This window comes from Kitasatospora sp. NBC_00240 (assembly GCF_026342405.1).
Classification (GTDB): domain Bacteria; phylum Actinomycetota; class Actinomycetes; order Streptomycetales; family Streptomycetaceae; genus Kitasatospora.
This window is the reverse complement of record NZ_JAPEMU010000002.1, coordinates 107,506-122,581: the sequence shown is the minus strand read 5'-3', so window position 1 is coordinate 122,581 and position 15,076 is coordinate 107,506. Positions and strand designations below refer to the sequence as shown.

12 protein-coding genes are annotated in these 15,076 nt (G+C 68.9%); 9 read left to right on the top strand and 3 right to left on the bottom strand.

Going from position 1 to position 15,076, the window contains the following annotated elements; translation table 11 throughout:
• Positions 1-2 precede the first annotated feature (2 nt).
• From OG689_RS40430 to OG689_RS40400, 7 genes are all read left to right on the top strand, one after another.
• A complete protein-coding gene (locus OG689_RS40430; RefSeq protein WP_266328367.1) occupies positions 3-959 on the top strand; it encodes a carbohydrate ABC transporter permease in 957 nt (318 codons plus the stop codon).
• Positions 956-1,813: a carbohydrate ABC transporter permease gene (locus OG689_RS40425; RefSeq protein WP_266328000.1), complete on the top strand. Its 858-nt coding sequence runs from the start codon at positions 956-958 to the stop codon at positions 1,811-1,813. The genes OG689_RS40430 and OG689_RS40425 overlap by 4 nt, the downstream gene beginning before the upstream one ends.
• The gene (locus OG689_RS40420) at positions 1,810-2,799 is read left to right on the top strand and encodes a zinc-dependent alcohol dehydrogenase family protein (RefSeq protein WP_266327998.1); all 990 of its coding nucleotides are present in this window, start codon (positions 1,810-1,812) and stop codon (positions 2,797-2,799) included. The genes OG689_RS40425 and OG689_RS40420 overlap by 4 nt, the downstream gene beginning before the upstream one ends.
• A complete protein-coding gene (locus tag OG689_RS40415) occupies positions 2,796-3,731 on the top strand; it encodes a carbohydrate kinase (protein ID WP_266327996.1) in 936 nt (311 codons plus the stop codon). Before OG689_RS40420 ends, OG689_RS40415 begins: the two co-directional genes overlap by 4 nt.
• A 157-nt stretch (positions 3,732-3,888) precedes the next feature.
• Positions 3,889-5,166 (top strand): ABC transporter substrate-binding protein, encoded by a 1,278-nt coding sequence (locus OG689_RS40410; protein ID WP_266327994.1) that lies wholly within the window; start codon positions 3,889-3,891, stop codon positions 5,164-5,166.
• 64 nt (positions 5,167-5,230) lie between these two features.
• Positions 5,231-7,312: an ABC transporter permease gene (locus OG689_RS40405; RefSeq protein ID WP_266327992.1), complete on the top strand. Its 2,082-nt coding sequence runs from the start codon at positions 5,231-5,233 to the stop codon at positions 7,310-7,312.
• Positions 7,293-9,236 (top strand): ATP-binding cassette domain-containing protein, encoded by a 1,944-nt coding sequence (locus OG689_RS40400; RefSeq protein ID WP_266327990.1) that lies wholly within the window; start codon positions 7,293-7,295, stop codon positions 9,234-9,236. Before OG689_RS40405 ends, OG689_RS40400 begins: the two co-directional genes overlap by 20 nt.
• 28 nt (positions 9,237-9,264) lie before the next feature.
• On the opposite strand, the gene OG689_RS40395 is transcribed toward OG689_RS40400, so the two are convergent.
• From OG689_RS40395 to OG689_RS40385, 3 genes are all read right to left on the bottom strand, one after another.
• The gene (locus OG689_RS40395; RefSeq protein ID WP_323189402.1) at positions 9,265-9,594 is read right to left on the bottom strand and encodes a WhiB family transcriptional regulator; all 330 of its coding nucleotides are present in this window, start codon (positions 9,592-9,594) and stop codon (positions 9,265-9,267) included.
• A gap of 192 nt (positions 9,595-9,786) precedes the next feature.
• Positions 9,787-10,098, bottom strand: a complete 312-nt coding sequence (locus OG689_RS40390; protein ID WP_266328363.1) for a type VII secretion target — start codon at positions 10,096-10,098, stop codon at positions 9,787-9,789.
• Positions 10,099-10,331: 233 nt separating this feature from the next.
• Positions 10,332-10,697 carry a hypothetical protein gene (locus OG689_RS40385; protein ID WP_266327988.1) on the bottom strand — a complete coding sequence of 122 codons (366 nt, stop codon included), beginning with the start codon at positions 10,695-10,697 and terminating at the stop codon, positions 10,332-10,334.
• 315 nt (positions 10,698-11,012) lie between these two features.
• Between OG689_RS40385 and OG689_RS40380 the strand changes: the two genes are divergently transcribed.
• Together OG689_RS40380 and OG689_RS40375 are read left to right on the top strand one after the other, a co-directional pair.
• Positions 11,013-12,869: a hypothetical protein gene (locus tag OG689_RS40380; RefSeq protein WP_266327986.1), complete on the top strand. Its 1,857-nt coding sequence runs from the start codon at positions 11,013-11,015 to the stop codon at positions 12,867-12,869.
• A gap of 572 nt (positions 12,870-13,441) precedes the next feature.
• A complete protein-coding gene (locus OG689_RS40375; RefSeq protein ID WP_266327984.1) occupies positions 13,442-14,917 on the top strand; it encodes an amino acid permease in 1,476 nt (491 codons plus the stop codon).
• Positions 14,918-15,076: the final 159 nt, after the last annotated feature.

Below are 15,076 nucleotides of genomic sequence, written 5' to 3'. Positions count from 1 at the left end.
CCCTGACCGACCCTCCCCGGAGCCGGACGTCGCGTACGGCCTCCCGAGCACCCAGCCCACCCGGAGCCGGCCGGGCCGCCGCCTGGATCACGCGCATGCCGCTGATGCCCGCGCTGGTCTTCATGGTGGTCATCACTCAGCTGCCCTTCGTGGCCACCCTCGCGATCTCCTTCATGGACTGGAACGCCCTCTACCCCGACCAGCGGGCGTTCGCAGGACTGGCCAACTACGGCGAGGTCTTCAGTAACGCGGACCTGCGTTCCTCGATGCTGACCACGGTCATGCTCACGGCCGGCGTCGTGCTGGTCAGCCTCGCCCTGGGCCTGGTCCTGGCACTGCTCCTCGACCGCCGCTTCCGCGGCCGCGGAGCCGTCCGAACCCTGCTGATCGCGCCCTTCCTCGTCGTGCCGGTGGCCTCGGCACTGCTGTGGAAGCACGCCCTGTACAACCCCGAGTACGGGTTGCTCAACGGCCTGCTGACCGCCGTGTGGCGCCTGTTCGGCAGCGACAACCCGCCCCAGCCGGACTGGATCAGCTCCATGCCGCTGGGGGCCGTGGCGGTCTCCCTGATCTGGCAGTGGACGCCGTTCATGATGCTCATCCTGCTGGCCGGCCTGCAGAGCAGGCCCCTGGACGCGGTCGAGGCCGCCCGCGTCGACGGCGCGAACGCATGGCAGACGTTCCGCTACCTGACCCTGCCCCACCTGCGGCGATACCTGGAGCTGGCCGCTCTGCTCGGCTCCATCTACGTGGTGCAGAACTTCGACGCCGTCTTCACCATCACCTCCGGCGGCCTCGGCACCGCCAACTTGCCCTACGTGATCTACGAGAGCTTCTACAAGGCCCACGACTACGGGCAGGCCTCGGCGGCCGGCGTCGTGGTCGTCGCCGGGACGATCGTCGTGGCCACGCTCGCCCTGCGGCTGGTGTCCGGCCTGCTGCGAGAGGAAACCTCATGACCACCCTGACCAGCGCCGGAAGGGTCCCGGGCCGCCGCCGAAGCGGCTTCGTGTGGGGGCTGGTGGCCTGGGCGGCGGGCATCCTGTTCGCCCTGCCCATCGGCTGGATGCTCCTCACCTCGCTGCACGGCGAGGAGGACGCGGCCACCAACCCGCCATCGCTGGCCGCGCCGCTGACCCTGGACGGCTATCGCGAGTTCTTCGGCGCATCGACCGGCACCAGCCCGTGGCCGGCCCTGGTCAACTCGCTCACCGCGAGCGTGGCCTCGACACTCCTCGTGCTGGTGCTGGCGATCCCGGCGGCGTACGCGCTGTCGGTGCGGCCGGTACGGAAGTGGTCGGACGTCCTGTTCTTCTTCCTGTCCACCAAGATGATGCCTGCGGTGGCGGGACTGCTCCCCATCTACCTGGTGGCCCAGAACCTGGGACTGCTGGACAACATCTGGCTGCTCGTCGTCCTCTACACCTCGATGAACCTACCCATCGCCGTGTGGATGATGCGTTCCTTCCTGGCCGAGATCCCGGTCGCGATCCTGGAGGCGGCGGCGATAGACGGCGCCACCCTGCCCACCGTCTTCCGACGGATCATCATCCCCATCGCCTCGCCCGGAATCGCCGCCACATCGCTGATCTGCTTCATCTTCAGCTGGAACGAGATGCTCTTCGCCCGGGTGCTGACCGGAGTCCGCTCCACCACCGCACCGGTCTTCCTCACCTCGTTCGTCACCAGCCAGGGGCTCTTCCTGGCGAAGGTCTGCGCCGCCGCCCTCGCGGTCTCCCTCCCCGTCCTCATCGCCGGATTCGCCGCCCAGGACCGACTGGTCCAGGGCATGTCCCTAGGAGCTGTCAAGTGAAGGCCGTCGTCATAGCCGAGCCCGGCCGGATCGAGTTCGGCACCGTCGCGGACCCCACACCGGGCCCCCGCGACGTGGTGGTCGCCGTGACGGCCTGCGGCCTGTGCGGAACCGACCTCCACATCCTCCAGGGCGAGTTCGCACCCACCCTGCCGATCGTGCCCGGTCACGAGTTCGCCGGCGAGGTCGTGGCCGTCGGCAGCGCCGTCACCGAGATCCGCATCGGCGCCAGGGTCGCGGTGGACCCGTCGCTGCCGTGCCGTGAGTGCTACTACTGCCGGCTCGGCCGGGGGAACCTGTGCGAGCGCTGGGCCGCGATCGGGGTCACCGTACCCGGCGGCGCGGCCGAGTTCGTGGCAGCCCCGGTCGCCAACTGCGTGGTGCTCCCCGAGCATGTGGAGACGGCTGACGCCGCCTTGATCGAGCCGCTCTCCTGTGCAGTCCGCGGCTACGATGTCCTGCGCAGCCGCCTGGCCGACCGGGTGCTGATCTACGGCTCGGGCACCATGGGCCTGATGATGCTCGAACTCGCCAAGCGCACGGGCGCCGCAACCGTCGACATGGTCGACATCAACGCCGACCGGCTCACCACGGCCCGCCTCCTGGGCTGCAGCAACGCGGTGACCTCCGCCGACGAGATCGACCGGCCGCGGGGCTGGGACGTCGTCATCGACGCCACCGGCAGCGCTGCCGCGATCCAGGACGGTCTGGGGCGAGTCGGCAAGGGCGGGACGTTCCTCCAGTTCGGTGTCTCGGACTACGCGACCCGGGCTGTCATCGAGCCCTACCGCATCTACAACCACGAGATCACCATCACGGGCTCCATGGCCGTGCTGCACAGCTTCGAGCGGGCCGCCGAACTGTTCGCCTCCGGCGTCCTGGACCCGAAGGTGTTCATCAGCGACCGCCTCCCACTGGCCGACTACGCCCAGGCCCTGGACCTCTTCAAGGCCGGCCAGGGCCGCAAGATCCAGGTGCTCCCTTGAACCGACCGCACGTGCTCGTGGTGGGGGAGGCCCTGATCGATGTCGTGGAGGAACCCACCGGGCTGCAGCGCCTGCACCCAGGCGGCAGCCCCGCCAACGTCGCCCTGGGCCTTGCCCGCCTGGGCCACCCCGTGGAACTGGTCACCCACATCGGGAGCGACCCGCACGGGCGTCTGATCGAGGAGCACCTGCGGCGCAGCGGGGTGCGCCTCGCTCCCGGCTCGGTCGCCGACGGTCCCACGTCCACCGCGACCGCGACGCTCGACGGACAGGGTGGTGCCACCTACAGGTTCGCCATCAACTGGGACCCGCCGGCCGTGCACGGCCCGGGAGGACCGGGGCACCTCCACACCGGATCGATCGCTACCGCCCTGGAACCGGGGTGCGCCCGGGTCGAGGACATGGTGGCCGCGGCCCGGGCGAACCGCACGGTTTCCTACGACCCCAACCTGCGGCCGGCGCTGCTCGGCCCACCCGGTTACGAACGCCCCAGTGTGGAGCGACTGGTCGCCTCGGCCGATGTGGTGAAGGCGAGCGAAGAGGACCTGGCGTGGCTGCACCCCGGTGAGGATCCGGCCGATGTCGCGGCCCGATGGGCCCGTTCCGGCCCCGCCATGGTCGTCCTCACCCGGGGCGGGCAGGGCTCGACCGTCCACTGGGGCCCGGCCGGTCGGCGGGATCTGCCTGCGCGCCGAGTCGAGGTCGCCGACACCATCGGTGCGGGGGACGCCTTCATGGCAGGCCTCCTGGCAGGGTTGCTCACCGCCGGACTGCTGGGTTCGAACCCGAGCACCCTCCGGGCGGCCATGAGCGGCACCGAACTGGACCCGGCGGTGGCCGCCGCACTGGACCTCGCGGCTCTCACGGCCGCCATCACCTGCTCCCGGCCCGGCGCGGACCCGCCGCTGCTCGCGGAGGTTCTCGCGGCGTAGCAAGGCCGCCACCCGTCCCCGGCGCCCTACGCCGGGGACGGGTTGTCAAACGGAGCGCCGCTGTACGGGTGATCCCGGTGTGGCGTCCCTCGCCGGAGCGCCGGATTGCGGGAACCTTGCCGCGACCTGTCGGCGAGGGGAACGGAGCGCTGGAGCCATGCTGTCTACGCGTGTGGGCCGCTCGTCGCTCTGGACGGTCGTCGCGGTCCTGCTCCTGGCCGCCTGCACGACCCGCAGCGGTGAGTCCTCCTCGAGTCCGTCGCCCTCCGTCTCCCTACAGGCGACGGACACCGGCGTCACCCCGACCGAACTGCACATCGGGGTCGTCGCCGACGTCAACGTCGCCGTCCGCCCGGGGCTGTTCCAGCCGGCGGTGGACGGAGTGCGGGCGTGGGCGGAGCACGTCAACGCAGGTGGCGGCCTCGCCGGACGAAAGGTGGTCGTCGACTTCTACGACTCCCGTCTCACCGCGGACGGCTGGCACAACGCGGTGAGGCAGGCCTGCCAGAACGACCTGGCCATGGTTGCCACGAGCGCCATCGCCGACAGCAACGTCGCCGACCTGACAGGCTGCGGAATCCCCGACTTCGCGAACCTGACGCCGACCGATGAACACGCCACCGCACCGAACACGTTCTCGCTGCTGTCGCAGCAGCCGCACCGCCAGATCCTCGGACCGGAGAGGTGGTACCTCGCCGAGTTCAAGGACAAGAGGTGCTGCGACGGCGTGTGGCTCGACAACGCGGCAACGCCCAGCGCTCTCGCGCAGGCCCAGGGGTTCCGGAAGGGGCAGCTGCAGATCGGGTTCACCGAGGCGCGCAGCTTCTCGATCATTGGCCTCGAATCGGACTACGCCCCCTTCGCGCTGGCGATCAAGAACTCCGGTGCCACCTACGTCCGGGTGGGGACCGACTACAACCAGACCGTCGCCCTGCGCCGGGAGGCCAAGGTCCAGGGCGTCGACTCGGTGGTCGTCTGGGACTGCTCGCTCCAGTGCTACACCCCGGACTTCCTGCGGACGGGGGGCGCGGACGTCGAAGGGCAGTACGTCTACAACTACTTCGAGCCCTTCGAGGAGGCCGACCAGTATCCGGGCCTCCAGACGTTCATCTCCTCCCTCAAGAAGTTCAACCCCAAGGCACCGGTCAACGGCTTCAGTCAGGGCGCGTGGATCAGCGGTCTCCTGTTCGGCGAGGCGGTGGAGCAGACCGTCGCGGTCAAGGGGCCCGACGGTCTCACCCGGGCGAACCTGCTGGAGTCGATTCGTGGGATCCACGACTTCGACGCCGACGGCATGACGGGCCCGGTGGACATCGGGAACAAGGCCGAGGTCTCGTGCTACATGGTCATGCAGGTGCGCGACGGAAAGTTCGTCCGGGTCCATCCGGACAAGGGCCTGAACTGCGACCCCGCCAATGTCGTGACCGTGGAATGAGGAAACGCTCATTCGAACAGTGAGACCCCCGAGGCGAGCCCGGGAACGGACCACGGCGAACAAGGTGGCCGCCGCCGTGGCCGGCCTGGTCGTGGTCGTCTTCGTCGCCACCCAGGCCTGGGTGGCAGGCTCGTTCACCGGACCTGCACTGTTCGCCGCCACCGTCTCCGGCCTCGCCGTCGGAGCCATCTTCGCCCTGGCCGCCGCAGGCCTTGTGGTCACCTACGTGACCTCGGGAATCTTCAACTTCGCGCAGGGCGCCATCGGCATGCTGATGGCCTTCCTCTACTGGGAGCTCCGGGTGAACCAGGGCTGGCCGGCCCCGCTGTGCCTGGCCCTCGTCCTCGGCGTCGCGGCCCCGGCCTTCGGCGTGGGATGCGCGGTCATCGTCATGCGGCGCATCCGGAACGCCCCGGTGGTGCAGCAGGTGATGGTGACCGTCGGACTGATGCTCGCCCTGATCGGCATCGTCGGCGTGCTCTGGCCCAGCGCCGAGATCAGCCGAAGCCTTCCCCCCTTCTTCGGCACCACGGGCTTCCACCTCGCGGGCATCGTCGTCACCTGGCACCGACTGATCGCCATCGGACTCGCCGTGCTGGTGTCCGCCGCACTGCGCCTCCTGCTGTTCCGGACCCGCTTCGGGGTGGCCATGCGCGCGTGCGTGGACGACCAGGAGCTGGCCGCACTGCACGGGGCCAGACCGAACGTGGCAACCATGGCGGCCTGGGCCCTCGGATCGAGCCTGGCCGCCCTGGCCGGCATCATGCTCGCCCCCGAGATCCCGTTCTCCGTCGTCCCGCTCACCCTGCTGATCATCGATGCGTTCGCGGCGGCGATCCTGGGCCGACTGCGCAGCCTTCCCCTCACCTTCCTCGGCGCCGTCCTGCTCGGACTGCTGAACGCCTACGCCATCACGTTCCTCGACCTCAACGGCAGGTGGAGCAACGTCCGTCCGGCGATCCCCACCGTCTTCCTCCTCATCGTCCTGCTCGCGCTTCCGCAGCGCCGCATTCCGCTCGGCCGGATTCCCATGGGGGCCCCGCCGGTCCGGGTGCGGGGTGTGCGCAGCAGCGCCCTCGGCATGGCCGCTCTGATCCTGCTCTCGATCGTCCTCGCCCTCGTGCTCCCCGATGAGACGCTCGATTGGCTCATCCTTGCCGTCATCACCTCGCTGATCATGCTCTCACTGGTCCCCCTGATCGGGTGGGCCGGAGAGATCTCCCTGGCGCCGATGACGTTCGCGGGCATCGGCGCGTTCGCCATGGTGAGGGTGTCGGACCACAACGGGATCCTGCTCGGCCTTGCCGCCGCGGCCGTGCTCGCCGTCACGGCCGGTCTCGCGATGGCGTCGCTGGCCATCAGGCTCCAGGGCCTCTACATGGCGCTGGCCTCACTCGCCTTCGCGCGGATGGCGGAGCTGCTGATCTTCCCCCAGCCCGAACTGTTCGGCCAGTCCTCCAGCAACACCATCGGCGTCCCGCCGGAGGTCCTCGCCACCTGGCACCTCACCTCCGCCCGGCTGCTCCTGGTCCTCACCACCGCATCCTTCGCCGTCCTGGCCACCGGACTCCTGGTCCTGCGCGCCAGTCGGTACGGCCGGCGCCTCATCGCCGTGCGGGACAGTCCCGCAGCCTGCGCGGCGCTGGGCATCGACATCACACGGGTCAAGCTGGCCGTCTACGCACTGTCGTCCGCTGTCGCCGGATTCGCCGGAGCGATACTGGCCGTGCACCGCAAGCAGGTCGACGCCGGAGAGTTCAGCATGCTGGCGAACCTGCCGGTCGTCCTCCTCCTCGTCATCGCCGGGATCACCACGGTCAGCGGCGCCCTGCTCGGCGGATTCCTGTTCATGGCCCTGGCCGTCATGCAGTCGACCTGGCAATCCCCCCTCTTCCAGACCCTGGGCTTCCTCGGCCCCGGCCTGGTCGTCGTTGCAGTCGCCTACACCGGAGACGGTGCGGCGCCGGCCATCGCGGCGGCGATCGGCCGCCTGCGACCCTCGCAACTCCGAGGGGATCCGCGCCACGACCTCGTCGACCCCGGTGAGCTGGGTACCACCCGGCCCTTCACGTCGGAGACGCTCAAAGTCGTCGAGGACCAGCTCTCACTGCCCGAGGAGTACCGCCGTGACGCTCCTGGAACTTGACGGCATCTCCATCCGCTTCGGCGGGCTGGCGGCTCTGCAGGATGTCGGCATCACGGCCCCGGCCGGCCAGGTCACCGGGCTCATCGGACCGAACGGAAGCGGCAAGACCACGCTGTTCGACGTCATCAGCGGCTTCGTCCGACCGGTCAGCGGCAGAGTCGTCTTCGACGGGAGGGACATCACCACGCTGCCCGCCCACACGCGGGCCAACCTCGGGATCTCCCGGACGTTCCAGCACCTCGAACTGTTCGGCACCCTCACCGTCCGCGAGAACGTCCTGGCCGCCGTCGAGCACAAGACCCGTGGCGCCGCACGGACCGCGCAGTCGGCCGCCCGGCAGGCCCTGGAGATGGTGGGCCTCACATCCCTGGCAGACACACCGGCGAACCAACTCCCCCCCGGCAGCGCCCGGCTGCTCGAACTCGCCCGAGCCCTGGTCGTCGAGCCGCGCCTGCTCCTGCTGGACGAGCCCTCCTCCGGCCTGGACGAGACCGAGACCCACACCATCGGCCAACTCCTGCAGCACCTGGCGGCGGAAGGCCTGGCCGTCATTCTCGCCGAGCACGACATGACGCTGGTGATGTCGGTGAGCCACACCGTGCACGTCCTCGACTTCGGGCACCTCATCGCCTCCGCACCACCCGCAGAGATCCGCCACAACCCCGCAGTCCGCACGGCGTACCTCGGCAAGCGGGACCCGTCGACGAGGCTGCGCCGGGCACCGGACGTCGACACCTACCGCCGCCCTGCCCTGGAGCTGTCCGGGGTCACCGCGTCCTACGGCACGGCCGCCGTCCTGCGGGGGGTCGATCTCGCGGTCCCCGCCGGCCAGGTCTTCGCGTTGCTCGGGCCCAACGGGGCCGGCAAGTCCACCACGCTCAAGGTCGTTTCCGGGCAGTTGCGGCCCGACCAGGGAACGGTCCGCGTGCTCGGCCACGACGTCACCGGCGCCGCGCCGGACGCCCTGGCCCGGGCAGGCGTGTGTCTGGTACCGGAAGGCCGGGGCGTGTTCCCCAATCTCACCGTCGACGAGAACCTTCGCATGGCCACGTTCCGTCCCCGCCCACTGGAGGATGTGCAGGACCAGGCCTTCACCCTCTTTCCCCGCCTGGCGGAGCGCCGAAGCCAAGTCGCCGGCACGCTCTCCGGCGGCGAGCAGCGCATGCTGGCGGTCGCCCGGGCCCTCACGACCCGCACGGCGGTCCTTCTTCTCGACGAGCTCTCGGCCGGTCTCAGCCCGCAGGCCCTGGCCGATCTCTACGAGAAGATCCGGGCGATCGCAGACCAGGGGGTGGCCGTTCTCCTCGTCGAGCAGTACTCGCAGGAAGTGCTCGACGTGGCCGACACGGCCGGTCTGTTGATCTATGGGCGCATTCGCGAACAGGGCTCGCCGCCAGTGATCGAGACGCATCTCGCGGCCTCCTACCTGGGGGAGATCTCCGGCAACCTGCGCCCTGCCCGGCGCAGGGACGAGTCGGACGGGGAACGTGCGCCGAACGTACGGCAGGTGCAGCCCGACAAAGCCGAAGGCCCGCTGCCACGTCCAGACCGCGAGGAGGCGTCAGGGCCGCCGAGGGCCGCCGGACAGGCGGCGCAGACCGCGCGCCCGCTCCGACACCCTGATGCCGATCGGGAGGCCACCGGTTCCGGAGGCCTCCGTGCGGTCACAGGCGTACTCCTCTGCGGCGCCGGCCTGGCGATCCTGATCGCCTCGCTGGTGATGACGCGCGGGGCTGCCACCCTTCAGCAGCAGATCCATGCTCTGGCCCTCGCACCGATCGGCCTGGGAGTTACTGTCTTCGGGGCGGCCGGGTGGCTCCAGTCGTCCGTTTCAAGGTCTCTGAGGACATGGTCGGCCGTTCTCGCCCGCACACGCGGCGAAAGGGGCAGAACGGCGCTGCCGGAGGAGGGCCGAGATGTTTAGAGTCTCTGCCGGGGGGTTGCCACCGGGCTCAGCACCTTCGGGGAGCCCGAAGCATCTTGGCGAGCAGTCGGCCGCGCTCCCTGGTGGTGAGCCCACCCCATATCCCGACCGGCTCCTGGTTCTCCAGAGCGTGTGCGAGGCAGGCCCGGCGCACCGGGCAGCGGCTGCAGACGCGCTTCGCGGCCTCTGTGGTCTGTTCCGGGCCGTGCCCGTCCGTGACGGGGAAGAACACCTGGGGGTCGGTGCTCCGGCACGCGGCCGACGGTTCCCATTGGCCCGGCGGCAGCAGGTCCGACAGTAGGGCATCGGAGTTGCCGCTGACCGGTGTCACTGCCTTACGACGTGAGAGAGATGCCATGGTGAGGCTTTCAGAGGAGACAGAAAAGCAGGGGACACGTCCGGCGGCTCTTGACGGACGGGTGCGCCGTGCCGGCCAAGCCCTGGCCCACAGCAGCACAAGCGCCCGATACGAACGCGGGCGTGGTTCACCCGCGCCCTGGGCCAGGGGGCGAACCCTCCCGCCAGGGGGACCCTTTCCCGACCGCCTGGTTCAGAGCCGGCGGCGGAGGGACGCGACGGCGTCGGCGGCACGGGCATCCGCCTCGTCGTAACGGGCGGCAGCTGTGAGGACGTCCTCGGCGTGTGCGGCACACCGTCTCCGAAGATCCCGCAGGGCGTTGCCGAACTCCTCGACGCTGAGATCGTGGTGCTGGGCGGCCTCGGAAGCCACCGGGAGGTTGCCGTAGCCGTCGCCGATCGAAGACACGCCGCCGAGACTTCGTTCGGTGGACGTGGAGATGTCCTCGCCCAGCTCGCGGAGTCGTTGGCCGAGTGTCACCAGAGACTCCGGATCAACCCGCACGTACCCGGTCACTCGACTCTCCCATGGATCCTTCGACCGTCACCCGGGACCGGTCGGTGATGTGCCGTGACACGCGTATGGGTGTGCACGGGTATAGGACACGAAAAGCGTAACTTCGTGTTGGAACGCCAGGGAACCCGCTCGGGGGCCCAACTATCTGGGCCCCTTCGGTGGCTTCCCACATCGGGGATCCGGCTTCTGCCTGGTATCCCGGTCCCCCCGGTACGCCGTCCTCAGTCTTCGTCCTGCTTCGGAGCCGCGGCCGCGGCGAGGCGGTCCGTGTTCCTGCGCTCCTCGTAGATCAGACGGATCAGCCAGAACCGGAGATAGCGGGTGAGCGAGTTGCGAAACCATAGTGTCGCTCCCACCGCCGTCAGACCGAGGCCCAGCGGGGCGAGTGCGAGATTGTCGAGCTGCTGCTGGACGGTGATCGCCTGCCGGGCGCCCACCAGGCTGCTCGCCAGGAGGACGAGCCCGACCGCGACCAGCAACAGCCCCAGGACGATCATGCGGCGTTCCGGCTCGGCGTACTGCTTCTTCACGTGCAGCCGGGAGAGTTCTTCCTCGAACTGCGCCTCTGCGTCGTCCGGCTGGGTCATGAACTGTTCTCAGCCCCTTCAGGAGTTGAGCGCCCCGGGGTGGGTCCGGCCGGTCGATTCTCTCTCGGGACACTCGGGGCATCCGTCCTGCCACGCCGTCGCCGGACCGGTCGGCTCTCGCCTGCGGACGTTGAGCGCCCGACCATCTTGGGTCGTGGGGTTCTGTCACCGGGTCGTGGGTGTTGGTTAGCGTCGCTTGGTTGCTGTCTTCCGGTTGTTCGACGTTGCTTGTGCCGTTGATGAATGCAGGTATCCGAACCCGGCATGCCAATGCAGTCCTGTTGTGTGGGGTGCGGGTGGTTGGTGGGGTGTGGGGTGTCGCTTGATCTTCCGCTGGAGTTGCGGGTGGTTGCGAAGTATGTGGTGGGGGTGTGGCCTTCGGCGGATGAGGATGTTCTGCGGGGGTTGGCGGGTGTGTATGAGCGGGTTGTTGTGGATGCGGAGGGTCTGGGGCGGGCTTTGGTGTGGCAGTCGGTGGGTGTGCGGGGTTGGGAGGGGGATGCGCGTCAGGCGCATGACGCGTTGATGGAGCGGGTGTTTCGGGATTCGGGGATCGGGGCGTTCGTGGATGCGGCGCGGAGTGTTGCGGGTGGGGTGCGGGAGAGTGCTGCGCAGGTGGAGAAGGCGAAGTACCAGGTTTTGGTGATTGCTGCGTGGTTGGCGGCGTCGATCGGGTGGGCGGTGGCGGTGGCGCCGTTGACGGGTGGTGCGTCGTTGGGGTGGTTGGCGGCGGTGGAGGCGTTCGCGCAGGAGTTGTTGGCGCGGGTGGGGGTGTGGTTGGTGCGGGCTGTGGCGGCGGCGGGTGCGGGTGCGTTGTTCATGATGTCGGCGGACGGGTTGTCGCAGGGGCTTGTGTTGGCGCGGGGTCACGGTGGGCGCTTCGATGTGGGGGAGTTGTTCATGTCGGGTGGGATGGGGGCTTTGGCGGGTCTGGTGGGTCTGGGTGTGGGGGCGGTGGCGGCGAGGGGGGAGGTCGCGGTGCGGGGTGCGTTGGTCGGGGCGGGGCGGTCGGCGCCGGTGGGTGGGGAGGTGCTGTTCGCGCCGGTGTGGACGGGGAGTCTGCCGGCTCGGATGGGGTTGCAGGGGTTGTCGGGTGTGGTGACGGGTGTGGGGTTGGGGGCGGTGCAGGGTGCGCCGGTGACGGACGCGCCGGAGGCGTTCGCGCAGGGTGTGGTGGGGGCGTTGGCCGGTCGGCACGGCGGGGTGCGGGCGGGGAAGGTGCCGGAGGGTCTGGCGGCGCTGGTGGCGCGGCTGCCGGGAGCCGACGGCGGGGGGCGGTTCGAGCCGTCCGAGGCGGTCCCGGACTGGGTCGAACCCTTGGGTACCACCACCCCGTTCGGGGAGCTGGGCGCAGAGCGTCGGCGGGGGGATGACGATGCATCCGGCCACCCTTCGATGGACAGCATCCGGCACACGCTGGGGAAGCTACCCGAGAGCTATTACCTGCAACTGCTCTCCCAGATGGACGGCTTTGCGCCCGCCCCGATCCTTCTCGGTACGGACCCCGCCACCAGACGGGAACGCGCCGTCCAGGAGGAGAAGCAGCAGCGGATAGCTCATGCGCTTCATCAGAAGGGGCCGGAACATGCCAGGGCGCTGGCGGAGCACCTGGGTGTCGCCTCCCGGCCGGGGCTTCCCGGCGGCCAAGGTCTCGATCACCAGTACGTTCAGCGTGATGACGATGACCTGCTCTACAGGGCTGATGCGAGGGATCCTGACCTCATCTTCGAGGAAGGTTTCCAGCCGCGGAATCCTGCCGGTACCCACGCGCTGATGGACCATATTTCTTTCAGTGCCTCCACCCCCTCGCAATGGGTGAGTACCAGCCGTTGGCAGGGCTTGCGGCATGTCACGGGGCACGACTACGAGATCGATGCGCCGGGGAAGGGCATCGATGCCGCGCTGACCTACGGCGACGACTACCCCTTCTATATCAATCACGAGAAGGAGGTCGCCTTCGAAGGCGGTATCGATCGATCGCTCATTCTTGGGGCCAGCGAGGAGGTCAGGCTGCGCCGAGGAATGCCCGTTCCAGATCGGGAAGGTGAGGACGATGGCTTTTATCTCGTCAACCCGAATTTCGGATTCAATTCCCTTTCGGGCGAATCGGTGACCGGGCCGACGACGGATGCCGGTCATGGCTCGGGGCGGGAGTCCGACGCAGAGGGCTGAGGCCGGCCCCATCGTCACCGGACGATCGGGCGCGCCTGCCCCGGGGTGCCCTGTGCCCTGCTCGGTCCGCCCGGTCCGGGGCAGTCGTGGAAGGCATCCGGGTCTGCGGTCCCGGGGAGTTGGGCCCGGGGGCTCTATTGATGATCTCTGAAAATGGACTAAAGTCCGGTCGCTGGGCGTCGAGCGGGCCGGTCGCAAGGCACTGAAAAATTCCGGTCATCGACTTCCTCGAAGTAATTACCGAGAGCAGGGCAGGGCGTCCCGTCCGATGAGGTGGTGGGTCGCCCGTTCGTCTTGCCGGTTTCCTTCTAAGGGAAGGTCCCTGAGAGCCCCCATCACACTGGCGAGGCACCGACTCGATCCCGTGCGGCAGGATTGTCCGCTCTGCAGGTGAGCCGGGCTTCGCAGCGATTCCGTGCCCATGCCCGAGCGGGCCGGTGACTTCCTGATCCGGCATTTCGAAATTCCCGCCCGGCCGTGGCCGGCACCGGCCAGATATCTCACCCACAGTGAGATCCCCATCATCCTGCGGTGTGGCCGCAGGAGCCATGCACCCATTGCGGAGACATAGCGTGAGTCAGCAGGCCTTCCGGCAAGACACCGAACAGCAGCACCCCTCAGTGCCCACCCATGTGGATGCCGGTGACGTCGGGTACAGCAAGTCCCTCAAGCCCCGCCATGTCAGCATGATCGCGATAGGTGGGGCGATCGGCACCGGGCTCTTCCTCGGAGCCGGAGGGCGGCTCGCCAGCGCGGGGCCCTCCCTCGCCGTGGCTTACACGGTCTGCGGCGTCTTCGCGTTCCTCGTGGTGCGGGCTCTGGGTGAGCTCGTCCTCCACCGCCCGTCCTCGGGGGCGTTCGTCTCCTACGCGCGCGAGTTCATGGGGGAGAAGGGCGCCTTCGTCGCGGGCTGGATGTACGTCCTGAACTGGGCGACCACCGGCATCGCGGACATCACCGCGGTCGCGACCTACACGCACTTCTGGCACATGTTCACCACGACCCCGCAGTGGGTGATCGCGCTCATTGCGCTTGCCGTCGTGCTGGCCGTGAACCTGATCTCCGTGAAGATCTTCGGCGAGATGGAGTTCTGGTTCGCGATCGTCAAGGTCGGCGCACTGCTCCTCTTCATGTGTATCGGGATCTACCTGCTGGCGACCCGGCAGCCGATCGACGATCACATACCCGGTCCTTCCCTGATCACCGAGGGCGGCGGTATCTTCCCGCACGGCATGCTTCCGATGCTCCTGATCGTCCAGGGCGTCGTCTTCGCCTACGCGGGCGTCGAGATGGTCGGTGTGACCGCGGGTGAGACCAGCAACCCGGAGAAGCTGATCCCCAAGGCGATCAACTCGATCATGTGGCGGGTCGCGCTGTTCTACGTCGGCTCGGTCATCCTGCTCGTGATGCTGATGCCCTCGGGTGCTTACTCGGCGTCCGAGAGCCCCTTCGTCACCGTCCTGTCCCACGTGGGGATTCCGGGAGGCGACGGCGTGATGAACCTCGTCGTCATGACCGCGGCGCTGTCGAGCCTCAACTCCGGCCTGTACTCCACCGGCCGGATCCTGCGCTCGATGGCGATGGCCGGCTCGGCGCCGAAGTTCACCGCAGCGATGAGCAGGACCCAGGTCCCGTACGGCGGCATTCTGCTCACCACGTCGATCTGTGTCCTGGGCGTGGGCCTCAACTACGTGGTTCCGGGCCAGGCCTTCGAGATCGTCCTGAACTTCGCCGCCATCGGCGTTCTCAGCACCTGGTCGATGATCATGATCTGCCACCTGCTGTTCTGGCGTAAGGCAAAGGCCGGCCTTGCCACTCGCCCGGGCTACCGGCTGCCGGGGTCGCCCTACACCGAGATCGTCACCATCCTGTTCCTCGTCGGGGTCCTGGTTCTCATGTGGTTCGACGAGGGGCCGGGCCGCATCACCATCCTGGCACTTCCCCTGGTCGTTGTGGGCCTGATCGTCGGCTGGTTCTGCGTCCGGTCCAGGGTCGAGGCGATCCGCAAGGCGGCCGTCGGCACGGAAGATGGTTCGGATACCGACTGATCCGTGCGAGCCCGGCCCTCCGGGTGAACCACTGCGGTCTGCGGCCGACCGAACCGGTCGGCCGCAGACCGCGGACCGCACTGTGAACCCGAGCACCCCGCGGCCGCTCCCTACCTGGTGGCGGCCGACCGGACAACAACCGAAATGCGGTAGGTCTGG